General features: G+C 75.1%; 25 protein-coding genes, 1 pseudogene and 1 riboswitch. Of the genes and pseudogenes, 15 read left to right on the top strand and 11 right to left on the bottom strand.

All coding sequences use genetic code 11. From position 1 onward, the window contains the following. Window positions 1–264: 264 nt before the first annotated feature. Genes nadD through ACI8AG_RS19970 form a run of 4 tightly spaced genes read left to right on the top strand, consistent with a single transcriptional unit; the run spans window position 265 to window position 3,139 of the window. Window positions 265–1,011 carry a nicotinate-nucleotide adenylyltransferase gene (gene nadD, locus ACI8AG_RS19985; protein ID WP_456587588.1) on the top strand — a complete coding sequence of 249 codons (747 nt, stop codon included), beginning with the start codon at window positions 265–267 and terminating at the stop codon, window positions 1,009–1,011. Then, window positions 1,008–1,439, top strand: coding sequence for a ribosome silencing factor (rsfS, locus tag ACI8AG_RS19980; protein WP_456587587.1), 432 nt, complete (start codon window positions 1,008–1,010; stop codon window positions 1,437–1,439). Before nadD ends, rsfS begins: the two co-directional genes overlap by 4 nt. Next, window positions 1,436–2,197 (top strand): histidine phosphatase family protein, encoded by a 762-nt coding sequence (locus tag ACI8AG_RS19975; RefSeq protein WP_456598415.1) that lies wholly within the window; start codon window positions 1,436–1,438, stop codon window positions 2,195–2,197. The genes rsfS and ACI8AG_RS19975 overlap by 4 nt, the downstream gene beginning before the upstream one ends. Window positions 2,198–2,251: 54 nt before the next feature. Then, entirely contained in the window at window positions 2,252–3,139 is an 888-nt protein-coding gene (locus ACI8AG_RS19970) for a DegV family protein (protein ID WP_456598414.1), read from the top strand. Window positions 3,140–3,284: 145 nt separating this feature from the next. Here the strand turns inward: ACI8AG_RS19970 and ACI8AG_RS19965 are convergent, their stop codons facing one another. Beyond that, a complete protein-coding gene (locus tag ACI8AG_RS19965) occupies window positions 3,285–3,611 on the bottom strand; it encodes a GNAT family N-acetyltransferase (RefSeq protein ID WP_456598413.1) in 327 nt (108 codons plus the stop codon). 633 nt (window positions 3,612–4,244) lie between these two features. Between ACI8AG_RS19965 and ACI8AG_RS19960 the strand changes: the two genes are divergently transcribed. After that, complete coding sequence (locus ACI8AG_RS19960) at window positions 4,245–4,844, top strand: hypothetical protein (protein WP_456598412.1); 600 nt, start codon at window positions 4,245–4,247, stop codon at window positions 4,842–4,844. 54 nt (window positions 4,845–4,898) lie between these two features. Here the strand turns inward: ACI8AG_RS19960 and ACI8AG_RS19955 are convergent, their stop codons facing one another. Together ACI8AG_RS19955 and ACI8AG_RS19950 are read right to left on the bottom strand one after the other, a co-directional pair. Continuing rightward, window positions 4,899–6,566 (bottom strand): 3'-5' exonuclease, encoded by a 1,668-nt coding sequence (locus ACI8AG_RS19955; protein WP_456598411.1) that lies wholly within the window; start codon window positions 6,564–6,566, stop codon window positions 4,899–4,901. Further along, on the bottom strand, window positions 6,563–8,086 hold the full coding sequence (locus tag ACI8AG_RS19950; RefSeq protein WP_456598410.1) for a hypothetical protein: 1,524 nt from the start codon (window positions 8,084–8,086) through the stop codon (window positions 6,563–6,565). Before ACI8AG_RS19950 ends, ACI8AG_RS19955 begins: the two co-directional genes overlap by 4 nt. 325 nt (window positions 8,087–8,411) lie before the next feature. Here ACI8AG_RS19950 and ACI8AG_RS19945 point away from each other — a divergent pair, with 325 nt between their 5' ends. The 4 genes and pseudogenes from ACI8AG_RS19945 to ACI8AG_RS19930 all read left to right on the top strand — a co-directional run bounded on the left by ACI8AG_RS19945 (window position 8,412) and on the right by ACI8AG_RS19930 (window position 13,324). Then, window positions 8,412–9,245, top strand: coding sequence for a helix-hairpin-helix domain-containing protein (locus ACI8AG_RS19945; RefSeq protein WP_456598409.1), 834 nt, complete (start codon window positions 8,412–8,414; stop codon window positions 9,243–9,245). Between the two features lie 65 nt (window positions 9,246–9,310). Next, window positions 9,311–11,293: pseudogene (locus ACI8AG_RS19940) on the top strand (ComEC/Rec2 family competence protein); the annotation flags it as partial. Beyond that, a complete protein-coding gene (holA, locus tag ACI8AG_RS19935) occupies window positions 11,274–12,674 on the top strand; it encodes a DNA polymerase III subunit delta (protein WP_456598416.1) in 1,401 nt (466 codons plus the stop codon). The pseudogene ACI8AG_RS19940 and the gene holA, both read left to right, overlap by 20 nt. Before the next feature lie 62 nt (window positions 12,675–12,736). Beyond that, window positions 12,737–13,324: an RDD family protein gene (locus ACI8AG_RS19930; RefSeq protein ID WP_456587581.1), complete on the top strand. Its 588-nt coding sequence runs from the start codon at window positions 12,737–12,739 to the stop codon at window positions 13,322–13,324. Between the two features lie 58 nt (window positions 13,325–13,382). Here the strand turns inward: ACI8AG_RS19930 and ACI8AG_RS19925 are convergent, their stop codons facing one another. Next, complete coding sequence (locus ACI8AG_RS19925) at window positions 13,383–13,976, bottom strand: RBBP9/YdeN family alpha/beta hydrolase (protein WP_456598408.1); 594 nt, start codon at window positions 13,974–13,976, stop codon at window positions 13,383–13,385. 120 nt (window positions 13,977–14,096) lie between these two features. Next, the gene (gene rpsT / locus ACI8AG_RS19920; protein ID WP_236826314.1) at window positions 14,097–14,357 is read right to left on the bottom strand and encodes a 30S ribosomal protein S20; all 261 of its coding nucleotides are present in this window, start codon (window positions 14,355–14,357) and stop codon (window positions 14,097–14,099) included. 214 nt (window positions 14,358–14,571) lie between these two features. On the opposite strand from rpsT, the gene lepA reads away from it, so the two are divergent. The 4 genes from lepA (at window position 14,572) to ACI8AG_RS19900 (ending at window position 19,564) form a co-directional block, all read left to right on the top strand. After that, the gene (gene lepA / locus ACI8AG_RS19915; protein WP_456587579.1) at window positions 14,572–16,422 is read left to right on the top strand and encodes a translation elongation factor 4; all 1,851 of its coding nucleotides are present in this window, start codon (window positions 14,572–14,574) and stop codon (window positions 16,420–16,422) included. A 23-nt stretch (window positions 16,423–16,445) separates the two neighbouring features. Further along, window positions 16,446–17,075 (top strand): MOSC domain-containing protein, encoded by a 630-nt coding sequence (locus ACI8AG_RS19910; RefSeq protein ID WP_456598407.1) that lies wholly within the window; start codon window positions 16,446–16,448, stop codon window positions 17,073–17,075. A gap of 61 nt (window positions 17,076–17,136) precedes the next feature. Then, window positions 17,137–17,841, top strand: coding sequence for an LppX_LprAFG lipoprotein (locus ACI8AG_RS19905; protein ID WP_456598406.1), 705 nt, complete (start codon window positions 17,137–17,139; stop codon window positions 17,839–17,841). Window positions 17,842–17,905: 64 nt separating this feature from the next. Then, complete coding sequence (locus tag ACI8AG_RS19900) at window positions 17,906–19,564, top strand: MFS transporter (RefSeq protein ID WP_456598405.1); 1,659 nt, start codon at window positions 17,906–17,908, stop codon at window positions 19,562–19,564. Here the strand turns inward: ACI8AG_RS19900 and ACI8AG_RS19895 are convergent. Together ACI8AG_RS19895 and ACI8AG_RS19890 are read right to left on the bottom strand one after the other, a co-directional pair. Further along, the gene (locus tag ACI8AG_RS19895) at window positions 19,542–20,078 is read right to left on the bottom strand and encodes a Clp protease N-terminal domain-containing protein (RefSeq protein WP_456598404.1); all 537 of its coding nucleotides are present in this window, start codon (window positions 20,076–20,078) and stop codon (window positions 19,542–19,544) included. The genes ACI8AG_RS19900 and ACI8AG_RS19895 overlap by 23 nt on opposite strands. A gap of 2 nt (window positions 20,079–20,080) precedes the next feature. Beyond that, window positions 20,081–20,314: a helix-turn-helix transcriptional regulator gene (locus ACI8AG_RS19890; protein WP_456598403.1), complete on the bottom strand. Its 234-nt coding sequence runs from the start codon at window positions 20,312–20,314 to the stop codon at window positions 20,081–20,083. A 63-nt stretch (window positions 20,315–20,377) separates the two neighbouring features. Next, window positions 20,378–20,442: riboswitch (guanidine-III (ykkC-III) riboswitch) on the top strand. Between the two features lie 11 nt (window positions 20,443–20,453). Here ACI8AG_RS19890 and ACI8AG_RS19885 point away from each other — a divergent pair. After that, entirely contained in the window at window positions 20,454–20,768 is a 315-nt protein-coding gene (locus ACI8AG_RS19885) for a DMT family transporter (protein ID WP_456587573.1), read from the top strand. A gap of 6 nt (window positions 20,769–20,774) precedes the next feature. Here ACI8AG_RS19885 and ACI8AG_RS19880 read toward each other — a convergent pair whose 3' ends face one another. The 3 genes from ACI8AG_RS19880 to ACI8AG_RS19870 are packed head-to-tail and all read right to left on the bottom strand — an operon-like array spanning window position 20,775 to window position 22,643. Continuing rightward, a complete protein-coding gene (locus ACI8AG_RS19880; protein ID WP_456598402.1) occupies window positions 20,775–21,083 on the bottom strand; it encodes a hypothetical protein in 309 nt (102 codons plus the stop codon). A gap of 11 nt (window positions 21,084–21,094) precedes the next feature. Next, window positions 21,095–22,060: a zinc-binding dehydrogenase gene (locus ACI8AG_RS19875; protein ID WP_456598401.1), complete on the bottom strand. Its 966-nt coding sequence runs from the start codon at window positions 22,058–22,060 to the stop codon at window positions 21,095–21,097. A 10-nt stretch (window positions 22,061–22,070) separates the two neighbouring features. Next, a complete protein-coding gene (locus ACI8AG_RS19870) occupies window positions 22,071–22,643 on the bottom strand; it encodes a TetR/AcrR family transcriptional regulator (RefSeq protein WP_456598400.1) in 573 nt (190 codons plus the stop codon). Window positions 22,644–22,703: 60 nt separating this feature from the next. Between ACI8AG_RS19870 and ACI8AG_RS19865 the strand changes: the two genes are divergently transcribed. After that, window positions 22,704–23,693 carry a DMT family transporter gene (locus tag ACI8AG_RS19865; protein WP_456598399.1) on the top strand — a complete coding sequence of 330 codons (990 nt, stop codon included), beginning with the start codon at window positions 22,704–22,706 and terminating at the stop codon, window positions 23,691–23,693. 57 nt (window positions 23,694–23,750) lie between these two features. Here ACI8AG_RS19865 and ACI8AG_RS19860 read toward each other — a convergent pair whose 3' ends face one another. Further along, a complete protein-coding gene (locus tag ACI8AG_RS19860; protein ID WP_456587568.1) occupies window positions 23,751–24,338 on the bottom strand; it encodes a hypothetical protein in 588 nt (195 codons plus the stop codon). Window positions 24,339–24,784 lie beyond the last annotated feature (446 nt).

Below are 24,784 nucleotides of genomic sequence, written 5' to 3'. Positions count from 1 at the left end.
CCCCCCCCCCCCCCCCCCCCCCCCCCCCCCCCCCCCCCCCCCCCCCCCCCCCCCCCCCCCCCCCCCCCCCCCCCCCCCCCCCCCCCCCCCCCCCCCCACCCCCCCCCCCCCCCGCCCCCCCCCCCCCCCCCCCCCCCCCCCCCCCCCCCCCCCCGCACGGCGACCGGCTGCACGGGGGAGCCGGTCGCCGTCGTCGTCGGCCCGGTGGGGTGCGCGGGCCGGTCCTCGCGGCGCGGGGTCGGCACCCCCGGATACGCTCGGCCGGTGGCGGGACGACGAGTCGGCGTGATGGGTGGGACCTTCGATCCCATCCACCACGGGCACCTGGTCGCTGCCAGCGAGGTCGCCGGGCTGTTCGGGCTCGACGAGGTGGTGTTCGTGCCCACCGGTGAGCCGTGGCAGAAGAGCGACCAGGTGGTGAGCCCGGCCGAGGACCGGTACCTCATGACCGTGATCGCGACGGCGTCGAACCCGCGGTTCTCCGTGAGCCGGGTCGACATCGACCGGGGCGGGCCCACCTACACCTTCGACACGCTCACCGACCTGCAGGCCCAGCGTCCGGGGGCCGAGTTGTTCTTCATCACCGGCGCCGACGCCCTGGCCCAGATCATGACCTGGCGCGACGGTGCCCGGTGCTTCGAGCTGGCGCACTTCATCGGGGTCACTCGCCCCGGGTACACGCTGGCCGACAGCCACCTGCCCGAGGGCGGGGTCAGCCTGGTGGAGATCCCCGCGCTTGCCATCAGCTCGAGCGACTGCCGCGACCGGGTGGGCCGCGGCATGCCCGTCTGGTACCTCGTGCCCGACGGCGTGGTCCAGTACATCGAGAAGCGCGGCCTCTACCGCGAGCCCGCGCGGCGCCCTGCCCCCGGGCAGGCCCGCGACGGGCGCCCGGCGGGTGACCGCCCCACTTACGACCGCCCACCCCCGACCGGGCCCGGGAACACCACCGGCCCCGACGGTGCTCGCACCCCACCCACGACGTCCCACCTCCAGGAGGTGCCCGAATGACCGCCTCGCCCGAGGCCCGGGAGACCGCGCTGCTCGCCGCCCAGGCCGCCGCGGACAAGCTGGCCACCGACGTCACCATCGTCGACGTCAGCGAGCGGCTCGCCATCACCGACGCCTTCGTCCTCGCGTCCGCACCCAACGAGCGGCAGGTCCAGGCCATCGTCGACGAGGTCGAGGAGCGGCTGCGGGAGCACGGCGTGAAGCCGGTGCGCCGCGAGGGCGTGGCCGAGGCGCGCTGGGTGCTGCTGGACTTCATCGACGTCGTGGTGCACGTCCAGCACGCCGAGGAGCGGGCCTACTACGCCCTCGAGCGCCTCTGGAAGGACTGCCCGTCCATCCCCTTCACCGACGCGGCCGACCCCGGGTCCGCCCCGGGCGCCCCGGCGGACGCCGGCTCCCCGTCGGTCGCGGAGACGGCCGGCCAGTGACCTCCCCGGCCGTGCCCGAGCTGCCGGTGACCCGGCTGGTGGTCTGGCGGCACGGGCGCACCGGGTGGAACGCGGCCGGACGGTTCCAGGGGCAGCTCGACCCACCGCTCGACGAGGTCGGGCGGGCGCAGGCGGTCCACGCCGCACCGCACCTCGTGGCCTCGGCCGGGCTGACGCCCCGGTCGACGGCGGTGGTCGCCAGCGACCTCGGCCGCGCCGCGGACACCGCGCGGGCACTCACCTCGCTGCTGGACGTGCCGCTGCGGCTGGACCCGAGGTTCCGCGAGCACGGGATGGGCGCGTGGGAAGGCCTCACCCGCGAGGAGGTGGCCGACCGGTACCCCGAGCAGTACGCGGACTGGCTGGCCGGGCGGCCGGTGCGGGGCCGCGGTGGGGAGGAGGCCCCGGCGGTCGTCTCGCGGGTGGTCGCAGGGCTCGCCGACCTGCCACCGGCGGACGTGGCCGTGGTGGTGACCCACGGGGGCACGAGCGGCCGGCTGATCGAGGCGCTGCTGGAGCTCGGGCCGGACCACCGGCGCGTGTTCGGGCCGCTGGACAACTGCGGGTGGAGCGAGCTGGCCCGGCAGAGCGGCCGGTGGCGGCTGCTCCGGCACAACGTGTCGGCCGGTCCGCTGCCGGAGGGGCTCGCCGCGCCCGCGGCGGACCGGCTCCGCGCGGATCCCGAACAGGGGGCTCCCGGAGCGGCCGGTGACCGGCCGGACCCGGGCCCGGCCCAGGACGCCGACGCCGTCGGCTGACCGGCCCGAGCACCACGCTCCGTACGGCGCGCGGTCGGCAGCTAGCCTCGCCGGGTGCCCGTCGCCGTCCTCACCGATTCGACGGCCTACCTGCCCCGCCCGCTCGCCGACGAGTACGGCGTCCGGGTCGTCCCGCTCTACGTCGTCCTCGCCGGCCGCTCGGGGCGAGAGGGCGAGGACATCAGCGCCGAGGACGTGGCGAAGGCGCTCTCCACCCGCGGCCAGCGGGTGTCCACGTCGCGGCCCACGCCCGGGGACTTCGTCGCCGCCTACCGCGCCGCGCTGGACGCGGGGGCCGACCGGCTGGTCTCGGTCCACCTGTCCGCGGAACTCTCCGGCACCTGGGACGCCGCCCGCGTCGCCGCGTCGCAGGTGGGGGAGCACATCGTCTCCGTCGTCGACTCCCGATCGGCGGCGATGGGCACCGGGTTCGCCGTCCTGGCGGCCGCCCGCGCAGCGGCCTGTGGGGCCGACGGCGCCACGGTGGCGCAGGTCGCCCGGGACGCCGCCGCCCGCACCCGCACGCTGTTTGTCGTCGACACGCTGGAGCACCTGCGCCGGGGCGGGCGGATCGGCTCCGCGGCCGCGGTCCTGGGCTCGGCGCTGGCCGTCAAGCCGGTGCTGCACGTGGTCGACGGCCGGGTCGTGCCGCTGGAGAAGGTACGGACCTCGGCGCGCGCGCTCGCCCGCCTGGTCCAGCACGTCGTCGAGCACGCCGGCGACCGGGAGGTCTCCCTCGCCGTGCACCACCTCGCCGCCGCCGAGCGGGCCGACCGGCTGGTCACCGAGCTGCGGGCCCGCGTCCCCCGGGTGCAGGAGCTGCACGTGAGCGAGCTCGGTGCCGCCATCGGCGCGCACGTCGGCCCGGGAGCCGTCGGCGTGGTCGTGTCCCGGCGGCATGCCGGGGAGCCTCTGGACGTGGGGGACCAGCACCCGCGGTGAGCGGCAGGGCTCACCGGACGGCGTGCCGGGCGGCAGTCCCACGGCCCGTCCGCCGCTCCGCAGAGCGGTCGCTGTCCATACGGCCCATGACCGCCCGGCCGTCGCCGCCCTCGGCACCGGCTCCCGGCCGGCGAGGGCTCCGCGGTCACCGTGCTGCGGCGTCGGCCTCGGGGGTGACCGTGGTGCGCGAGTGGTAGACCAGGTCGCCGTACTCCGCCCGGTGGCGCCCGATCCAGGCGCCCACGAACGGGCACAACGGCAGCACCGCAAGGCCCTGGCTGCGCACGTCGTCCAGCGCCTGGCGCACCAGCTCCGAGGCGACGCCCTGACCCTCGTGACCGGGCAGCACCTCCGTGTGCGTGAACACCACGAGCTGTGCCGTCCGGATGTACTCCGCGATCGCGGCCAGCTCCCCGTTGATCCGCCCCTCGTACCGGTGCTGCCCGGTGTCGTCGGTCACCTCGACCCGCATCTGTCCTCCGCTCCTGGATGTCCCAGCGCAGTCTCCGGCGTGCGGAGGCCTCCGCCAAGGCCCCTGGGTGGCCCTGGTGCTCCCCCTTTCCGCTGCCGCGGCGCAGCCACTGGCGCACACCGGAGGCGGGCCCTACCTTCTGACCGCGTGAGCAGCGGCCCCAGGGCAAGTTCCTGCGGGCACGGGGGCAACCAGCGGACGCTGCCGATGAACACCCTGCCGCTGGTCGTCACCGCCGCCACCTTCGCCGCAGCCGGGCCGCGCGCCCATTCCCTCTCGGATCTGCCTGGACGCCGCGCAGCGTGAGAACTGCTCCTGACGGCGGCCCAGTCGCCGTCAGGAGCTGCAGGCCACGCCCTCCCGAACCTCCCCCCCCCCCCCGAGCCCAGTACGGCAACACGTGGGGGGAAATGTGGGACATCTCTGCGTCCCTCGACGGGCCTCGGTGACCGCTGCGCTCGGCCGACCCAGGGGGTTCTGAGCTTGGCCGTGTGCGGCGGCCAGCTGCGGCAGCGACACGCGGTTCTGCACTGGGCGATCAGCAGCCCGCTGGCGCGCAGCAACGTCTCCCTTGCGTCACGCTTCGGGTGGAGCTGCTGGACTCCGAGGTCGTAGGACCGCACGATGCGAGCTGTGAACCGACCCCGGCCGGTGTGGCCCCTGCTGGCGATGGCGGCGCTGCTGGCCGCCACGCCTGCGCTGGCCGCCTGCGGCGCCGGCGGGCCGGGCAGTTCGCCCTACGTCGCGGAGTTCGGCCTCGGAGCTGATACGCCCGAGGCCCGGCAGTTCGTGCTCACGCCGCTCCCCGGACCACGCGTTGAGGTGCTCCCCGCGCCGTCCCCTGCGCCCCGAATCACGCTGCCCGACCCCGGGGAAGGGTTCGACGAGCGGACCTACACGCCCTCGCCGGCGCCTGCGCCCGACTCCGGTGGCCCGTCGCCCCTCGAGTCGGCCTTCCAGCCCTCGATCGCCTGGGTCAACGACGGCCAGTACCTCGCGGTGGTCACCTTCGGCAGTTCCAGCTGTCCCAGCGGACCGCTTGGTACCGAGGTGGTCGCAGAGCAAGAGATCGAGGTCCGCCTGGGACCGCTGTTCCCCGACCGGGACGTCTGCTCTGCGGACATGAGCGGGCACGTCACGGTGGTGGAGCTGCCGTCGGGGGTCACGCCGACGAAGCCTCTGGCGGCCCGCTTCGGGGACCACGAGGTGACCATCGAGGCCACGGGTCGCTGACCCGGTCCCGCCGTACCGACTCGCTTGCCTGCGTCCGGTCACGGACCGGCTGTGTCAGCTGGCGGGCGGCAAGCGGTGCAGCTGGTAGCGGTACGTGTGGGTGCTCTGCGGCGGGCGCAGTTCGATGTCGGCCGGTGTGCGCACCGGGTCGGCCTTCCGCTGCCGGGTGATCCGGCCCGCGGCGGCCTGGCGGGCTGCGGCGGCGCGGCGGAACGACCCGTGGAACCACACCTCGAGGTCGAGGTAGCCGGGGTTGCTGTTGGCCTTCGCCAGCACGGTGGTGACGAGCTGCTCCACGTCGCCGTCGCGGTCGGGGCTGCGGGCCCAGTGCCGGGCGACTTCGAGCGCGAGGTGCGGGTCGGCCAGGTGCAGGCGGCGCTCGACCGCCGAGGCGAGCAGCTTGCTGACGGTGGTGTGCTGGTGCTTGGCGCGGGCCTCCTGCACGACGACCCACAACATGTGCGCGGCCATGTCGGACAGGCCCTGCGCCGGCCAGGTGTCGATCTTGCGGGCGCTCTTGCCGTAGTACAGGCCCTTCTTCACCTGCTTGGACAGCAGGCTGACCGGGACGCCGGCCGCGGTGGTGCCGTAGTCGAGGGCGCGGCGGGTGAGCAGCCGGTAGATGACGTCCCGCGGGCAGGGGCGTCCGGCGACGCAGGCCGGGCAGGCGGCGTGCGGCTCGCACGGTTTGGCGTCGCGGATCTGCTGATGGTTGGCCTTGTACCAGGCCCGCGCCGCCGGCCGGTCGAGGCGTTCCAGCAGCGGTTCCAGCGCGACGAGCAGGGTGCCCACGTCGCCGGGGTCGCGCGTGGTGGCCAGCAGCGCGGTGAGCCGGTCGAGGAGGCGGGGCGCGTGACGCTCGTCGTAGAGCACCTTGTCCGCGATCGTCGGGCAGTGCAGCCGCACGCAGGCGGCGATCTGCGCGGTCCAGGCGTCGAGCGCGGCCTCGGTCGGTCGGGCCGGCAGCCGGGTGCGGCCGTGGCAGGCGCGGACGTGGCCGGCCGGGATCTGCGGAGCGCGCATCCGCCGTCGGCGGCGGACTGTGGCAGCGATGTCGCTGCTGCGCTTGGGCTTGGTGACGCGGCAGAACTCGTCCCAGGTGGCGATGCCCAGCAGCGCGGCCTCGGCCAGGAGACAGTCGAGCACCTCGGCGGTGTCCTGAGCGTCCTTGAGCGCCTTGTGCAGCCGGGCCTGGGCGCGCGGCACGGCGAGGGTGGTGTTGATGCCGTACCGGGTGGCGAGGTCGGTGAGCTTGGCGAAGTTGGCGACGCCGGGCAGCTTGAGCCGGACGCCGAGGAACTCGGTGTCGAACACCAGCCGGTCGAACGGGGTCATCCCGGCGCGGGCGTAGGCGGCGGCCAGGTGGCCGACATCGAACAGGGCGTTGTGGCAGACCAGCGCGGCGTCCGGGTGCCCCGCGAGGAAGGCGTCCAGCTCGGCCAGCACGGCGGCGACGTCGGGCTGGCCGGCGAGGTCGGCGGTGCGGATGCCGTTGTAGGCGCTGCTGTCCTTGTCCACCGGCACACCGGGGTTGGCCAGCCGGTGGAACGTCTCCCGACGGGTGCCGTTGAGCAGCACCACGGCCCCGACCGAGATCGGGTGGAAGGCGGCCTCGGCGGTCTTGGTCGCCTTCGTGTGCGTGGTCTCGATGTCGAGAACGACGAACTCGCGGCCGGCGACCAGCTCCTGGTACGCCGCGCCCTTCTCCGGCGCGGTGCTCACGAGGAGTGCCGTTCGAGCAGCTCGGTGACGGAGAACGCGTCGCGCAGGCCGAGCACGCCCGCGGGCTCGGTCAGGGCGCGCGGCGGCGGTGCCCAGCCCGCGGTGCGCTTGGACGCCTCGCGCAGGGTGCGGGCAACCTCGTGCTGGTCGAGCAGCGCGCCGTTGGCGGCGGCGACGATGAGGTCGCCGAGCAGGTTGGTGCGGGCCAGGTTGGAGAACATCGCGCCGCGGCGGGTGGTCAGCCGCTTGACCCACGCCCGGATCTGCGCCTCGACCGCCGAGTTGCTGACCTGCACCTCCGGGTCGTTGTGCCGCTGCGCGACCAGCGCGGTGCGCCGCAGCAGCGGCTCGTACCGGCGCCGCTGCGCGGCCACCAGGTCCGCAGGAAGGTCCGCGGCCGCCGCGGCGTCCTCCAGCTCGTCGAACCAGGCGCTGACGGCCTTCGCGCCGCCGTCGCGCATCAGGTCGCTGCTGAGCCGGAACATGTGGTCGCGCACCTTGTCGGCCAGCCGCCCGCGGGGCGGGGTCAGCTTGCCCTCGATGTTGCGGGTCGCGTGGAACATGCACGGCACGAACGTGGTCTTCTTGCCCCACACGGCGGTCGCGGCCTTCTCGATCGCCGCCGCGCCGTCGGCGACGAGGAAGTCCGGCGCGTCGAGCTCGGCCAGGACCAGCCGCCAGGCCTCGGTAGACGCGTTGGGCAGCGCCCGCACCCGCACCAGCCGGCTCGACCGGCCGGTGACCTTGCCGTCCTTGTCGCGCTCCCAGCTGGTCCGGGTGACCACCAGCGCGGTCCACACAACCGGGGCGTTCGTCAGCGTGGCCGACCGGGCGTAGTCCCGCTTCACCGCCACCTCGTCGGCGAAGTACACCACCGGCAGCCCCTCGGCCCGGTAGGCCGCCTCCTCCACCTGCATCGCCGCGAGCGCCGGCTCGGTGATGAACGGGGCGAACCGCTCGAGGACGTCGGCCGAGAGGTGCCAGTGCGCCTTCAGCTCCCGGCGCGGACCGAACTGGCCGGCCTCGTGCAGCTCCTCGGGCGTCTTGCCGCCGACCGTGCGTACCCGCCCGGTCGGGCGCTTCATCTGCTCCAACGCTCGCTTCGACACCGCCGTGTAGGCGTGCCCGTCGGCCAGCTCGCGCAGCACCGACACGACCACCGGTGTCGGCACGTTCAGCCGCCGGCTGACCGCCTCCTCCCCGGCGTGCCTCGGGGTCAGCACCTCGCAGTCCGGGCAGCAGGTGTCGTCCTCCACCGCCGCGCGCGGCAGCGGAGCGGAGAAGGTGTGGGCGTCGCCGTCGTCGGTCCGACTCACGCAGCGGTACCGCTGCCGCTCGCCGGCGGCGGTCTTGTAGGTGCCGTGGGGCCACACGTAGCGCCCGCCGTGCCCCGGCCTGGGGCACTCCGGCGCACTCACCACCTGGTCGATCAGCAGCCGCGCGTCCGCCTTCGGCCGGGTGAGCACCGTGAAGTAGTGGACGCCGGCCTCGCCGCCCTGCTCGAACCGGCAGCGGAACACGCGCGTCGCTCCGCGCCTCGACTGCCTGGCCTCGTGAGCATGGACCTGCGCGCCCGCGTGCCCGTCCGGGCACGCGGGCGCAGGCACAGACCGGCGAGCGGCCACCGTGTGCACCTCCGACGCCGAGGGCGCGGGCGGCCCTTACGCAGCGTCAAGATCAAACCACACAGCGCGAACAAAGTCCCACATTTCCCCCCACGTGTTGCCGTACTGGCCCCGAGCCGGCGTCCGCGCGGGCCCGCGCGCCGTCCACACCCCGGGCAGCCGTCCACAGCCGGCGTCGTGACCGCGGGAGAGGGCGGTCGCGCTCCCTAGCGTCGCCGGGGTGCGCCTGCTTGCCCGCCGTGACGACGACGCCGACGTCATCCGTGCCCGGCTGCGCGCCGTCCTGGCCGAGCCGCGCCCCGCCGCCGACGGCTGGGTCCCCGAGGACGACGCCCCGCCCTGGCCGGCGGACGACCGGATCACCGTGCCGGTCGACGTCGCGGGGCGCCCGGACCCACCCGCCGGTGTGGGGCGGCACCGGGCACCCGGCACGACGCCCCGCTGGGACGCCGGCCGCGCCGGTGGGCGCGCCGTGTGGGCCGCCGCGGTGGTGGCGGTCCTGCTCCTGCTGTTCTGGACGTGGTCCCAGCGGCCCCGGGTGGAGCCGGCGGCGGCGCCGCTGCCCTCGCCCACCGCGCCGGCCACCCCCGCAGCCGGCGAGCCCCCGGTGGGGGAGGTGACCGAGACCGCCGGCACTGTGGTCGTCTCCGTGGTGGGGCAGGTGGCGCGGCCGGGTCTGGTCACGCTCACCGCGGGCGCCCGGGTCGCCGACGCGGTCGAGGCGGCCGGCGGGCTCCTGCCCGAGGCCGACCCGGCCTCGGTGAACCTGGCCGCGCTCCTCTCCGACGGGCAGCAGGTCGCCGTGGGTGTGCCCGGTGCGGTCGCGGAGGGGCCGCCCGCGGGAGGCCCCCCGGGCGGCGGGGGCCGCGTCGACCTGAACACCGCCGGGGTGGCGGAGCTGGACGCGCTGCCGGGCATCGGCCCGGTCCTCGCCCAGCGCATCGTCGAGCACCGCACCCGCAGCGGCGGTTTCCGCAGCGTCGAGGAGCTCGACGACGTGCCGGGCATCGGCCCGGCGAAGGCGGCCGAGCTCGCCGAGCTGGTGTCGGTGTGAGCGCGGCGCTCGACCGCTGTCGCTTCCTCGACCTGCGGCTCTGGCCGCTCGCCGGCGCGGTCTGGATGGTGACGCTGGGGGCGCCGCTGGTGCGGTGGCCGGTGCTGGCCGCCCTGGGTGGGGCCGCGCTCGGTGCGGCGGTCCTCCTCGCGCGTGCCCGCGGTCCCGCGGCGAGCGTCGCCCTCGTCGTCCTGGCCGGCCTCGCGGTGGCCTCCGGCGCCGGCGCGGTGCGCGGCGCGGCGCGCGAGGCGTCCCCGCTGCGCGCAGCCGCCGCGGAGGGCGGGACCGCGCAGGTGACCGTGACCGTGCGGACCGATCCCCGGGCGCTGGCGGGCGGCGGCGGTGCGTCGCGCGTCCTCCTCGAGGCGGACGTCACGGTGCTCGCCGACGGCGGCGCGGTTCACCGGCTGGAGGAGGCCGTCCTCGTCTTCGCACCCGCCGACGGCTGGTCCGGGCTCCTGCCCGGGCAGCAGCTCCGGGTGCGCGCCGGGCTGGCACTCCCCGGAGAGGGCGACGACGTGGTGGCGGTGCTGTCGGCCCGCGGTCCGCCGGAGCCGGTCGGCGGCCCCGGGGCCGTCCAGCGCGTGGCGGGCGAGCTGCGGCACGCCCTGGCCGCCGCCGCGGACCGTGTGCTGGACGACCGGGCCGGCGGGTTGCTGCCGGGGCTGGTGGTGGGTGACACCAGCCGGATGGACCCGGTGCTGGACGAGGAGTTCCAGCAGGCCGGGCTGGCGCACCTGACCGCCGTCTCCGGGGCCAACGTGGCGATCGTGATCGCCGGCATCCTCCGGCCGCTGCGGCGCCGGGCCGTCGACCGCCGGGTCCAGGCGCTGGTGGGCGGGCTGGCGCTCGTCGGCTTCGTCGTGCTGGCCCGGCCGAGCGCCAGCGTGCTCCGGGCCGCCGCCATGGGCGCGGTCACCCTGCTCGCACTCGCCTCCGGGCGGTCGCGGGCCGCGCTGCCGGCGCTCGGTGCCGCGGTGACCGTGCTGCTCCTGGTCCAGCCGGGGCTGGCGCGGGACGCCGGTTTCACGCTGTCCGTCGCGGCCACCGCGGCCATCGTGCTCCTGGCCCCGCCGTGGGCGCGCCGGCTGCGCGGGCACGGCTGGCCCGGGTGGCCGGCCGACGCCGTGGCGGTGAGCGTCGCCGCCGGGCTGGCGACCGCTCCGGTGATCGCCGGGCTCACCGGCACGGTCAGCCTGGTCTCGGTGCCGGCCAACCTCCTGGCGGCCCCGGCCGTGCCGCCGGCGACCGTCCTCGGGTTGCTGGCCGCGCCCCTCGGGGTGCCCTGGCCCTGGGCCGGCGACGCTCTGGTCTGGCTCGCCGGGTGGCCGGTGCGCTGGATCGTGCTCGTGGCGGAGCGGGCGGCGGCCGCGCCGGACGCCGTCGCCGGCTGGCCGGCCGGGACGGTGGGGGCGCTGCTGCTCACCGGCCTCCTGCTGACCCTGGGGTACCTGCTGTGGCGGTTCCCCCGGGCGCGGCTGCTCGCGCTCGCGGCCCTCGTCGGGGTGGTCGCGGTGGGCTGGCCGCTGCGCCAGCAGCTGGACGGCTGGCCGCCGGCCGGAGCGCTGCTGGTGGCCTGCGACGTGGGGCAGGGCGACGGCCTGGTGCTCCCCGTGGGCGACGGCCGGGGGATCCTGGTCGACGCCGGCCCGGACCTCGCCCCGATCGACCGCTGCCTCGACCGCCTCGGGATCGACCACCTGCCCCTCGTGCTGCTCTCGCACCTGGACGCCGACCACGTCGGCGGCCTCGCCGGCGCCCTCGGCGGCCGCACGGTGGGCGTCGTCGCGAGCGGCACCCTCTCGCCGGCCGACCACCGGGCGGCGGGCATCGAGGCCCTGGTGCGGCGCGCCGGCGGCACCCGCGAGCTCCTCGTGCCGGGCGACCGCCGCAGCGTTGCCGGGGTCGAGATCGAGGTGCTCGCGCCCGATCCGCGCCGGGCCACCGCGGCGGCCGATCCCAACGGGCTGTCGCTCGTCGTCCGGGTCACCGCCGCGGGGGTGCGCCTGCTCCTCACCGGCGACATCGGTGCCGACGAGGAGGCCGCGCTGCTGCGCGACGGCACGGATCTCCGCGCCGACGTCCTCAAGGTGCCCCACCACGGCAGCGGCGACGCCGACCCGGCGTTCCTCGCCGCCACCGGAGCGCGAGCCGCGCTCATCTCGGTGGCGGCGGACAACACCTACGGGCACCCCGCTCCGCGGCTGCTGCGGTGGCTGGCCGACGCCGGCACGCGGGTGCACCGCACCGACCGGGACGGCGACCTCGCGGTGGTCGGCCGGGCCGGGAACTGGGGGATCGCCGCCCGGGGCGCGGACCCCGGCGGCCAGGCGGCGGCAGGCGGACCCGGAGCCATCGACGCCCCGGTCCCGGGCTCCCGGGCGGCCACCGCGGAGCGTCGGTCCCGCGTGGCACCATGCGGAGGTGCCTGCCGCCCCCGTCGAGCCCACGTCGCACCTGCGCGTGGTCATCGGCGAGGAGGAGCTGTTGCGCTCCCGCGCCGTCGGGGCCGTGCGCCGGGCGATCCTCGCCCGCCACCCCGACGCCGAGGTGCACGAACTGGCGGCCATGGGGCTGCCGGTGGGGGAGCTGGCCGACGTGCTGGCGCCGTCGCTGTTCGGCGGGCACCGGCTCGTCGTCGTCACCGGGGTGCAGGAGTCGGCCGGCGCGCTGGCCGATGCCCTGGCCGGCTACGCGAAGGAACCGGACCCGGACCTGACGCTGGTGATCGTGCACTCCGGTGGCAAGCGGAACGAGGCCCTGGTCAAGGCGTTCAAGGCCGCCGGTGCGGCGGTCGACGAGTGCCCCAAGGTCTCCTCCGTCGGCGACCGCATCGCGTTCGCGCGCAACGAGGTGCGCCGGCTCGGCGGCCGGATCACCCCCGATGCGGTCACCGCACTGGTCGACGCCGTGGGCGCCGACCTGCGCGCGCTCTCGGCGGCCGCCGGTCAGCTGGTCTCCGACTTCGGCGGCAGCATCGATGCCGACGACGTCGCCCGGTTCCACCGCGGGCAGGCCGAGGTCACCGGGTTCACCGTGGCCGAGCGCGTGCTGACCGGTGACCGGGCGGGCTCGATCGAGATGCTGCGCTGGGCGCTCGAGCGCGGGGTCGCCCACGTGCTGATCGCCGACGCCATCGCCGACGGCGTGCGCACCGCGGCCCGGGTGGCCTCGCTGAGCTCCAGCAACCCCGGCGACCTCGCCCGCACGCTGAAGATGCCGCCCTGGAAGGTCAAGAAGGCGCAGGCGCAGGCGCGCGGCTGGAGCATCGAGGGCCTCCAGCTGGCCCTCGGCGTGGCCGCCGACCTCAACGCCGACGTCAAGGGTGTCGCGGCCAGCGCGGACTACGCCCTCGAGCGGGCCATCCGCCGCATCGTCACCATCCGGGCGGAGACGGGCCGGGGCCGACCGGCCCGCACCGGCCGCTGAGCCCAGCGCCGAGGCGGGCGCGTCGAGACCGCTCCGGAGGACGAACCGCTAGCTTGTCACCCATGGAACCCGACGGTCCCGGAACGTGGTCGGCTGTCGCGCGCTGGAGGGCGGCCGGCTGGGACTACGTCGTCATCCTCGGGTGGCTCGCCGTGCTCGCGGCGGTGGCGGCGGGGGCGCGACTGTCGGGTCTCGTCCCGGAGGGAGGTCAGCGCGACCCGGTCGACCTGGTGATCGCCGACCTGGGCGTCTTCGCGGCCACCGTGCTGCCCGTGTGGCTGTACTTCACGCTCCGCGAAGCCGGTGCCCGGCATGCCGGTCCGGGCAAGGAGCGCGCCGGCCTGCGGGTGGCGGTCGACGACACGACGCCGCAGGCCGACCTGCCCGCGGAACCGGTCGGCCCCGGCATCGGGCGAGCGGCCTGGCGGAATGCGGTGAAGTGGCTGCCCTGGCAGCTGGCGCACCTCGCCGTCGCACGAGCCATCCTCGGCAGCGACGAGTGGGTGGTCATGGGCGTCAGCTACGCCTTGTCGCTGCTCTTGCCGCTGCTCAGCCTCGGCATGGCCTGGCGCGATCCGCGGAGGCGGGCGCTGCACGACCGCCTCGCCCGCACGGTCGTCGTCCCGGCAGCTCTCGTGCCGCGCACCTGAGGCCGCGCGACCTCCACCTCCCGGCCGGGGCGGGCCGTGACCGGCCCGACGCGGCGGATCAGCGCGGGGCCAGGCGGGTCGACGGGTCGCGGCACCACGCCTCGACGGCGGGCCAGCGGCCGTACCCGGCCTCCGGGTCGAGGTGCCCCTGACCCGGCAGCAGGTCGACGTCGACACCGAGCGCTCGGTACACGGGCACCGCACCGCCGCCGGGCCAGTACGGGTCGTCGTCGCTCGCCACCAGGCGCACCGAGCCGGCCCCACGGCTCAGCTGGTGCGCATCAGGGCCGAAGGCGGCGAAGGCGGCCACCTCCGGGTACCCGGCCAGCACCTCGGGCGCGGGCGGGGCGACCAGCAGCACCCGGTCCACGCGCTCCGCCGGCGTCAGCAGGGACGCCGCGTGCTGCCACAGCGGCACGGCGAGGGAGTGCGCCACGACGACGCGTTCGCCGGCGCCCAGCTGGGCCAGTTCGGCCCGCAGAAGCTCGGTCCAGGTGCCGAGCACCGGCCGGTCCGGGTCCGGGAACTGGGGATAGAGGACCTGCTCGCCGGCGGCGCGCAGCGACTCCACGAGCTGCCACTGCCAGTGGTGCGCGGGCCGGCGGTTCTGCCACCCGTGCAGGACGAGGAAGCGGCGTCCGGGGGAGGCCACGGGCAGTCCTTGAGGGCGGTAGGAGGGTGCTGCGGCAGCAGGGACGCGACGAGCCCCCGTTCCCCGCGAGGGGAGGGGGGCTCGTCGTCGAGCGTGCGCGTCCGGGTGGACGCGGGCCGATCAGAGACCGGCGGTGAGCTTCGCCAGACCCGACTTGCGGTTGGCGGCCTGGTTCTTGTGGATGACGCCCTTGCTGGCGGCCTTGTCCAGCTGCTTGGCAGCGGCCTGGTAGGCGGCGGTCGCGGCCGCGGCGTCCCCGGACTCGGCGGCGGTGCGCACCCGCCGGACGGCCGTCTTCAGGGCGGACTTGACGGCAACGTTGCGCTGGCGCGCCTTCTCGTTGGTCTTGATCCGCTTCATCTGGGACTTGATGTTCGCCACGCGTGAGCCTCGGTGTCTCGACAGGAGGGAGTACTTCTGACAATGGTGCTGAAGATCTGCGTCCGGGCATGCGCCACAGGACCGGCCTGCAAAGATACCAGCGTCCGGCCGGCCACCCCAACCCGCCGTCCGACGACCTCCCGCACACCCCGCGCGAGCCCCTCGCCGCGCCGGGCTAGGGCCTCGGGCCGGGACGTGGGACGATGGCGGCACTGTGACGACTCCTGCTGCCACCGATCCGGCCCGCATCCGGAACTTCTGCATCATCGCCCACATCGACCACGGCAAGTCGACGCTGGCCGACCGGATGCTCGAGGTCACCGGGATCATCGAGGCCCGGCAGATGCGCGCCCAGTACCTCGACCGCATGGACATCGAGCGCGAGCGCGGCATCACCATCAAGGCGCAGAACGTCCGCCTGCCGTGGACCCAGCGCTCCGGTGAGCACGCCGGCGGTGAGTTCGTCCTCGACATGATCGACACCCCCGGGCACGTCGACTTCACCTACGAGGTGTCCCGGTCGCTGGCCGCCTGCGAGGGCGCGGTGCTGCTGGTGGACGCGGCGCAGGGGATCGAGGCGCAGACGCTGGCGAACCTCTACCTGGCGCTGGAGAACGACCTCACGATCATCCCGGTGCTCAACAAGATCGACCTGCCGGCCGCCCAGCCGGAGAAGTACGCCGCGGAGATCGCGCACATCATCGGCTGCGACCCCGACGACGTCCTCCGCGTCAGCGGCAAGACCGGCGAGGGCGTGCCCGAGCTGCTCGACCGCATCGTCGAGGAGATCCCCGCGCCCACCGGCGTCGCCGAGGGGCCGGCGCGGGCGATGATCTTCGACTCGGTCTACGACATCTACCGCGGCGTCATCACCTACGTGCGCGTGGTCGACGGGCGCATCTCCGCCCGCGAGAAGATCAAGATGATGTCGACCGGCGCGACCCACGAGCTGCTCGAGATCGGCGTCATCTCGCCCGAACCCAAGCCCGTGGACTCCCTCGGCGTCGGCGAGGTCGGCTACTTCATCACCGGCGTGAAGGACGTCCGCCAGTCCCGTGTGGGCGACACCGTCACGCTGGCGAACAAGCCGGCGGCGGAGTCCATCGGCGGGTACCGAGACCCGCGCCCGATGGTCTACTCCGGCCTCTACCCGATCGACGGCAGCGAGTACCCGCTGCTGCGCGAGGCGCTGGACAAGCTGCTGCTCAACGACGCGGCGCTGGTCTACGAGCCGGAGACGTCGGCGGCGCTCGGCTTCGGCTTCCGCGTCGGTTTCCTGGGGCTGCTGCACCTGGAGATCGTCCGCGAGCGGCTGGAGCGCGAGGCCGGCATCAGCCTGATCTCCACCGCCCCGAACGTCGTCTACCGGGTGATCATGGAGGACGGCACCGAGCACACGGTGACCAACCCCAGCGACTGGCCCGAGGGCAAGATCGACCGCGTCTACGAGCCGATCGTCAACGCCACGGTCATCGCGCCCAGCGACTACACCGGCGCGATCATGGAGCTCTGCCAGGGTCGGCGCGGCCAGCTCGGCGGCATGGACTACCTCAGCGAGTCCCGCGTCGAGCTGCGGTACACCCTGCCGCTGGGGGAGATCATCTTCGACTTCTTCGACGCGTTGAAGTCCCGCACCCGCGGCTACGCCTCGCTGGACTACCAGGAGGCCGGCGAGCAGGAGTCGGCGCTGGTGAAGGTGGACATCCTGCTGCAGGGCGAGGCGGTCGACGCGTTCAGCGCGATCGTGCACAAGGACAAGGCCTACAGCTACGGCGTGATGATGGCCGGCAAGCTGCGCGAGCTCATCCCGCGGCAGCAGTTCGAGGTGCCGATCCAGGCCGCGGTCGGCTCCCGGGTGATCGCCCGCGAGACGGTCCGCGCCATCCGCAAGGACGTCCTCGCCAAGTGCTACGGCGGTGACATCACCCGCAAGCGGAAGCTGCTGGAGAAGCAGAAGGAGGGCAAGAAGCGGATGAAGATGGTCGGCCGCGTCGAGGTCCCCCAGGAGGCGTTCGTCGCCGCGCTCTCCACCAACGAGTCGACCGCCTCCGCCAAGCCCAAGTGACCGGGCGGGTCGACGCCGTCTGCGTGTCCGGGACCGACCTCCTCCCGCTGCCCGGTCGTCGGCCCGACCGCAGCGGGATCGCCAAGCGGCCGGTGGTCGGTCGGGTGGCCGTCGGGGAGCGGGGGCTGGACGGCGACGTCCAGGTCAACCGGAAGTACCACGGTGGGGACGGCCAGCAGCTCTACGCCTACGCCCAGGAGGACGCCGACTTCTGGATCGCGGAACTCGCCCGCGAGCTGCCGCCGGGCATGTTCGGCGAGAACCTGCGAACGACGGGGCTCGCCCTCACCGACGCCGTCCTCGGCGAGCGCTGGCGGGTCGGGACGACCCTGCTCGAGGTGACCGCGCCCCGGATCCCGTGCGCCAACTTCGCCCGCTTCTGGGACGAGCCGCAGCTGGTCAAGCGGTTCACCGCGCACGGGGCGCCGGGCGCCTATGTGCGGGTGCTCGAGACCGGGGACGTCGGTGCCGGCGACGCCGTCGAGCTCGTGTTCCGACCCGACCACGAGGTGACCGTCGGACTGGCCTTCCGGGCGTTGACGACCCAGAAGTACCGGATCGCCGAGCTGGAGCCGGCGCTGCCCCATCTGCCCGACAGGGTCCGCGCGAAGGTTGCTGGCAAGGTCGCCAGGCGGGTCACGCCCATCCTCTAGTCGTGACGGCGCTAGTGTCCGCCGCGACGGCGGGGGAGCCCTGCCGCGACGGGAGGACGTCATGCTGCTGCGCCGATCCGTCGTGCCGCTGCTCGCGCTGGTGATCGTCGTCGGCCCGGTGCTCGCCGCCTGCAGGTCCGACGAGCCCGAGGTGTCGGCGGACGGCCTGCTCGAGCGGGCCAAGCAGACGCTGGACGAGGCGGAGAGCGCGCACTTCGACCTGGCCAGCGAGGGTGCCCCGACCACCGGGACGGTGCTGGTCGGCGGCGACGGCGACATCGCCCGCCCGGCCTCCTTCGACGGCACGCTCCAGGTGCTGGCGCTGGGCTCCACGCTGGACCTGCAGGTGGTCTCCGTCGACGGGACCGTGTACGCGCAGCTGCCGTTCACCAGCGGGTTCAGCGTGATCGACCCCACCCGGTTCGGTTTCGGCGACCCCGGCGCGCTGCTCGACCCCGAGACCGGCATCTCCCAGTTGCTGGTCCAGGCGGGGGCGGCCGAGCTGGGGGAGGAGCGGCGGGTGGACGGCGAGGTCGTCCGCGAGGTGACCGCCGAGCTGCCCGGCGACCTGGTGGAGCAGGTGCTCGCCAGCGAGGACCCGTCCCAGCCGGTGCAGGCCCGGTTCTCGATCGCCACCGACAGCGGTGAGCTGCGCCGGGCGGAGCTGACCGGCCCCTTCTTCGAAGCCGGCACCGACGCCACCTACCTCCTCGAGCTCAGCGACTTCGGGGCCGATGTCGAGATCACCGCGCCGGCCACCGGCTGAGGCTGCGGTCGCCCCGTCCCGGCCGGTCCCCGGACCGGCCGCGATCGCCCTCGCCACCCTGGCCGTGCTGGTCACGGCCGCCGACACCTACGTCGTCGTCCTGGCGCTGCCCGACATCCTCACCGGGGTCGGGGTCGGGCTGGACGAGCTGCAGCGGGCGACCCCCATCGTCGGGGGCTTCCTGCTCGGCTACACCGCCACGCTGCCGCTGCTCGGCCGGCTGGCGGACCTCCGCGGGCGGGCGCCCGTGCTCATCGGCTGCCTGCTGCTGTTCGCGCTGGGCTCGCTGCTGACGGCGACGGCGGAGACGCTGGGCCCGGCCGTGGCCGGTCGCGGTCTGCAGGGCATCGGGGCCGGCGGCCTGGTGCCGGCCACGCTCTCGCTGGTCGCCGACCGGTGGCCGCCCGAGCGCCGGGCGGTCCCGCTCGGCATCGTGGGCGCGGTCCAGGAGGCGGGCGCCGTCCTGGGGCCGCTGGCGGGGGCCGCCGTGCTGGCCGTCGCCGACTGGCGGGCGATCTTCTGGCTCAACCTGCTCCTGGGGGTGGGTCTGGCCGCCGGCGTCGTCGTCACCGGCCGGGTGCGGCGACCGGATCCGATCGGGGTGGCGCTGGCCGTCGTCGCCGCCACCGCCCTGGGGCTGCTGCTCGCCGAGCCCTCCGCGCTCGCCGAGGACGTCACCCTCGGGCTGCTCTACGTCCCCCTGGCCGACGGGTGGGGGTGGACGGCGCCGCTGCTGCTGCTCACCGTGCTGGCCACCGGCGCCCTGGTGGCGCGCGGCATCGCCCGGCCCGCCGGTGCGGTGCTGCCGCTGCGCGGGCTGGGCCGGCTGGCCCGGGAGGTCGACGTCGTCGGCTCGGCGCTGGCCGTGGTGTCGCTGGGCGCACTGGTCTGGGCCTTTGCCGCCGCCGACCCGGCCCGAGAGGTCGTGGCGCACGGCCGGCTGCTGCTGCCGGTGGCCGCGGTCGCCGGCCTGCTGTTCGTGCTGCACGAGCGGCGCGCGTCCGAGCCGGTGCTGCCGTTGGCCGCGCTGCGCCCGGTCGGTGCCTGGGGCGCGCTGGTGGTCAACGTCTTCGTGGGCGCCGCGCTGGTCGCCGCGCTCGTCGACGTCCCGCTGTTCGCCCGGGCCACGACCGCGCCCGGGAACCAGCTGGCGGCGGCGCTGGTGCTGCTGCGGCTGCTGGTCGCCGTGCCGGTGGGCGCGGTGGCCGGGGGCTGGCTGTGCCGGGTGGTGCCGCCGCGTGCCGTCGCCGGTGCCGGGATGGCGCTGGCCGCGGCGGCGTTCGCCGCGATGACCGGGTGGGACGAGCGGTCGCTGGACGGCGTCGGCTCCACCGTCGTGCTGGTCGCCGCGGGCCTCGGATTCGGCCTCGCCATCGCGCCGGTGAACGCGGTCCTGCTGGCGGTCACCCCGCCGCGGGTGCACGGGAGCGCGAGCTCGCTGGCGGTCGTGGCGCGCACCGTCGGCATGCTGGCCGGGCTGTCGTTGCTCACCGCCGTCGCCCTGCGCCGCTTCACCGCCGAGGTGGCGGCGATCGGCACCCCCATGGAGCTGTGCCCGGCCACCCCCGCCGACTGTGCTGCCTACGACGCCGCCACGGAGGCGGCGGTGCTCACCCAGCTGCACACCGTCTTCGCCGGTGCGGCGATCGCGTCCGCGCTGGCCTCGGTGGCGGCGCTGGTCCTGCTCCGTGGAGGGCCGGTCAGGAGTCCAGCGCGAGCCTGAGGTCGTCGCGGAGGGCCGGGAGGTCGACGCCGCGGTCGTGCAGCACCTTCACCGCCAGCCCCTCGCCCTCGCGGAGGAGCCCCAGCAGGACGTGCCCGTCGGTGATCGTCCGCGACTTCATCGCGATGGCCTCGCGCAGGGAGAGCTCCAGCACCTTCTCCGCCCGCGGGGTGAACGGGATGTGCCCCGCAGCCCCCTTCCGCCGCGGGCCGTCCAGGGCGCCGGCCCCGAAGGCCTCCTCGACCCGGTCGCGGACGGCGTCCAGATCGATGCCGAGGCTGCTCAGCGCGTCGGCGTCCAGCTCGTCGCCGCCCCGGTTCGCCCGCACCGCCGCCACGACGTCGTCGTGGGTGATCCCGTGCCCGGTGAGCGCGCGGGCCGCCGTCGTCGCCGGCCGGGCCAGCATGCCCAGGAGCAGGTGCTCGGTGCCGATGCGCGGGTGCCGGAGCTCGCGCGCCTCGGCCTGGGCCCCGACGACGACGTCCCGGGCCTCCTGTGTGAACCTCTCGAACATCGTCAGTCCCTCCGTCGGAGCGGCCCGCGGCCGCGTGAGTACTTCTTGTGCACCGCCTGCCGGCTGACGCCGAGCTGCTGGGCGATCTGCTCCCAGGTCCAGCCCTGGTCGCGGGCGTTGTCGACCTGGAGCGCCTCCAGCCGTTCGACGAGGACGCGCAGCGACCGGACCGCCGTGAGCCCCACCGCCGGGTCCTTGCTGCTGGCTGCCGAAGCCACCTGTGCCGTGTCCGCCATGGCTGTCAACTTAGGTTGCCTACCGCCGCCGTGTCAACTGCCGTTGACACGTGCGAGGCTGGAGGGGAGCCGCTCCCCGGCTCCCGGACGAGCGGTGCCGTACCCGGTGTGCGACAAGACGGCGCCAGAGGAGGCCGCGATGTCGTGGGTGGTGCTGGTCGTGTCCGGGATGCTGGAAGCCGTCTGGGCGGCGGCGCTCGACCGCTCGCACGGCCTCACCCGGCCGGTGCCCTCGGTGGTGTTCGGCGTCGCCCTGGTCGCGAGCATGGGTGGGCTGGCCTACGCCATGCGCGAGCTCCCGCTGGGCACGGCCTACGCGGTGTGGGTGGGCATCGGCGCCGTCCTCACGGTCGCCTACGCGATGGTGACCGGTCTCGAGCCCGTGTCGCTGGTGCGGGTTCTGCTGCTCGCGGGCATCGTCGGCTGCGTGATCGGGCTCAAGGTCGTGCACTGACCCCGGTCAGCCGCCGGGGGCGACCTCGAAGTGCGTGACCGTCTCCTCACGCTCCACCAGGTAGCGGTCGTCCTCGGGGTAGAAGACGGCCCGCTCGATGTCTTCGCCGGCGAAGCCGCGGATGACGTCCCGGTCGGTCCAGAAGCTGAGCGTGACCACCTCGGTGTGACCGTCGCCCAGATCGCGGGTGAGCATGTGCGCGCCCCGGTTCCCCGGGGTCTGCCGGTACTCGGCCATGCCGGTGCCCTCGATGTAGTCGACGTAGGCGTCGCGGTCCGCGGTGCGGACCCGACCGCGCCACATGCGAGCGATCACCGGTGGCCCCTTCAGAGCGTGAAGACGATCTTCCCGTTGGTGCGCCCCTCGAGCATCCGGGCGAAGCCGTCCCGGGCCTGTGCCAGGGGCAGCTCGACGTCGATCTGCGGCCGGATGCCGGTGACGGCGCACATCTGGATGAGCGCCTCCAGCTCGGCCTTCGTGCCCATGGTCGAGCCGATGACCGACAGCTGGGTGAAGAAGACCCGGTTGAGCTCGGCGCCGGGGTTGAACCCGGTGGTCGCGCCGGAGGTGACGAGCACGCCGCCGGGCTTCAGCGACTTGATGCTGTGGCTCCAGGTGGCCTCGCCGACGGTCTCCATGACGCCGTCGACCCGCTCGGGCAGCCGGGCGCCGCTCTCGAACGCCTGCTCGGCGCCGAGCGCGAGGGCTGCGGCCCGCTTCTCCTCACTGCGGCCGGTCACCCAGATCCGGTAGCCGGCGGCGCGGCCGAGCACGATGAGCGCCGTCGCCACGCCGCCGCTGGCGCCCTGCACGAGCACCGTCTGCCCCGGGCGCAGGCCGGACTTCACGAACAGCATCCGGTAGGCGGTCAGCCATGCGGTGGGCAGGCAGGCGGCCTCGGCGAAGGAGAGCTCGGCGGGCTTGGGCAGCAGGTTCCGCTTCGGGACGGCGACCTTCTCCGCCATCGAGCCCTGGTGCACCTCCGACAGCAGCGAGCGCTTCGGGTCGAGGGTCTCGTCGCCCATCCAGTCAGGCGTGGAGATGACCCCGTGGACGACGACCTCGTTGCCGTCGGCGTCGATGCCGGCGGCGTCGGTGCCGAGGATCATCGGCATCCGCTCGGCGGGCAGGCCGATGCCCTGGAGGCTGAACAGGTCGTGGTGGTTCAGCGAGACCGCCTTGACCTGGATGGTCGTCCAGCCGTCGGGAGCCTCCGGCTCGGGGCGCTCGCCGATCTCCAGCACGGAGAGCGGGTCCTTCGGGTTCGGGGTGGAGACGAAGGCAGCCAGCATGGCCGCGAACCTAACCGACCAGGCGCGCGGCTGCCTCACGTGCCGTTGTCAGCGCCTCGGGGTCGTCGCCCGCGGTGGAGGCGACGAGCGCGCCCTCGTAGAGCAGGTGGAGCGTCGCCGCGATCGCCTCCGGGTGCGCGATCCCGGCCTCGGTGGCGAGTTGGGTGAACCGTCGCCGCATCCACTCCTTCTCGGCGCGGATCACCGGGAGCGCGGGGTGGTCCGTGCCGCCGACCTCGGCGTAGGCGTTCACGAACGCGCAGCCCCGCTGCTGCTCCTCCCGCCACCGGCGCGCCGCGTCGAAGACGGCGAGGATCCGGTCGCTGCCCGGGGCGCGTGCCGCGATCTCGGCCTCGAGGAGTTGCTGCCACGTCCAGGCCCGGCGCTCCAGGTACAGGGCGACCAGCGCGTCCTTCGAGCCGAACCGGTCGTAGAGGGTCTTCTTGGTGGTGCCCGCAGCCTCCGCGATGGCGTCGACCCCGACGGCCCGGATGCCGTGGGCGTAGAAGAGTCGCGAGGCGGCGTCGAGCAGCCGCTCTGCGGCTGGGGTCAGGCTGGTCGGTGCTGCGATCACGTCGGACATGTCCCCTCCTCCCGATCGGTGCACTGCGAGTATACCGACCGGTGTGGTTACCTCGGCCGGGTGAGGGATCGCCGTACCGACGCCGTGGCCGCGGGCGTCCTCGTCGTGTGCTGGTCGTCCGGCTTCGTCGGCGCGGAGTTCGCCACCCGGGACGCTCCGGTCGCGACGGTGCTCGCCTGGCGCACCGGGCTGGCGGCGGCTCTCCTCGGCGGCTGGGTGCTGCTGCGGGGCGAGCGCCTGCAGCCCGGCTCCCTGCTGCGCCAGGCCAGCCTCGGCCTCCTCGTGCAGGCGGTCTACCTGGGTGGTGTCTTCGCCGCCGCGGGCGCGGGTGTCCCGGCCGGCACGTCGGCGCTGGTCGCGGCGCTCCAGCCGCTGGTCGTCGCCGTCGTCGCGGCACCCTTGCTGGGGGAGCGGACAACGGCGCGCCAGCGGGTGGGACTGCTCGTCGGTGCGGGCGGCGTCGCGCTCGTGGTCGTGGGCGATCTCGGTGCGGGCGGCGCCTCGCCCGTGGCCTTCCTGCTCCCGGTCGTGGCCCTGGCCGGTCTCTCCGCCGGCACGCTGCTGGAGCGGCGGTGGGCACCGGCGGAGTCGCTGGCCGTCGCGCTCGCCCTGCAGTCCGTCGTGGCGGCGCTGGTGTTCGGTGCGGTGGCCGGCGCGCGAGGGGAGCTGTCCCCGCCGGCCGAGCCGGCGTTCTGGGTGGCGATGGCCTGGCTGGTCCTGCTCTCCACCGGGGGGGGCTACGGCAGCTACCTGTTCGTGGTGCGCCGGTCGGGCGCCACGACCGCCAGTACGCTGCTGTACCTGACGCCGCCGGCGACCGCGCTGTGGGCGTGGGCGATGTTCGGCCAGGCCCCCGGCCCGACGGCGCTGCCCGGCATCCTCGTCTGCGCGGTCGGTGTGGCGCTCGTGCTGCGCAGCCCCCGGGCGGTTCCCCGCGAGCGACCGGACGACGAGCTCCCCACGCGAGGCGCACTCGTCCGACCGGCGGGCCGCGGACGCATCCCCGCCCGGCAGCGAACCCCGGGGGATCCGGGCGTCGACCCGCAGTAGGGCCGACGTCCCGGATCCGCCGGCCGGCCCGGGCGTTAGACCAGCTGCCCCGAGGACTCAGCCGCAGACGATCCGCTGCTGGCGCAGGTCGTTCTCGGCGGGGTCGAGGTTGACCAACCGGCCCACGGCCACGTCGCGCACGACCAGTCGGGCGCCCCCGGCGACCCGGGCGGCGCGGACGTCGAGGTACTCGGTGCACTCCCCACGCTGGAAGACGTGCTGCTCCACCGGCCCGGTCCCGCGCCAGGCCACGTCCACGACGGCGTAGCCCTGCCGGTCCGGCAGTCCGACGGGGGAGGAGCAGTCGACCTGGAGGACGCCGCTGGCGACCGCGGAGCGAACCCCGTCCAGCCGTGCCCGCACCCGGTCCTCGGTGGTGCACTCGTAGAGGACGCCCTCCCCGCCGCCGGGCAACGGGCCGGCGACGAAGAAGTCGGTCACGCCGAACGGCTCCTCGTCCGGCGGGTCGAACACCTGCGGGGCGCTGTGCAGCGTCCACCCGGTCCGCGCGTCCACGCCGTCGAGCCCCGTGGTGGCGAACCCGATCCGCTCCTCGGTGGCCGCGGCCGCCCCGGTCGCCGTCCCCCCGGACACGAGCGCCAGCAGCACGACGGCGAGAGCCCGCCGGACCGTCCTCGTCCTCATCGCGACCTCCTCGGTGCCGGACCACGGGACCTCCGGGTCCGCCGCGGCGGCAGCGTGGCAGCGGCGTGCGCCGGTGGGCCAGGGCATCCCACGCGCGGGGAGCGGGTGACCGGCGTGTCCGGCGGCGACAGGCCGGGCCGGCGGCGGACGGCCGCTCCCGGGGCTGTCAGCGGACGATGGCTCTGGTCCGCTTCCGCGCCCCAGTCCGCTCCTCGCTCGTTCCTCGCTGCGATGCTCCCGGGGCTGTCAGCGGACGATGGCTCTGGTCCGCTTCCGCGCCCCAGTCCGCTCCTCGCTCGTTCCTCGCTGCGATGCTCCTGGGGCTGTCAGCGGACGATGGCTCTGGTCCGCTTCCGCGCCCCAGTCCGCTCCTCGCTCGTTCCTCGCTGCGATGCTCCTGGGGCTGTCAGCGGACGATGGCTCTGGTCCGCTTCCGCGCCCCAGTC

This window comes from Blastococcus sp. SYSU DS0552 (assembly GCF_054050815.1).
The sequence above is the reverse complement of the archived record's forward strand: the minus strand, read 5'-3'. Positions and strand labels throughout refer to the sequence as shown.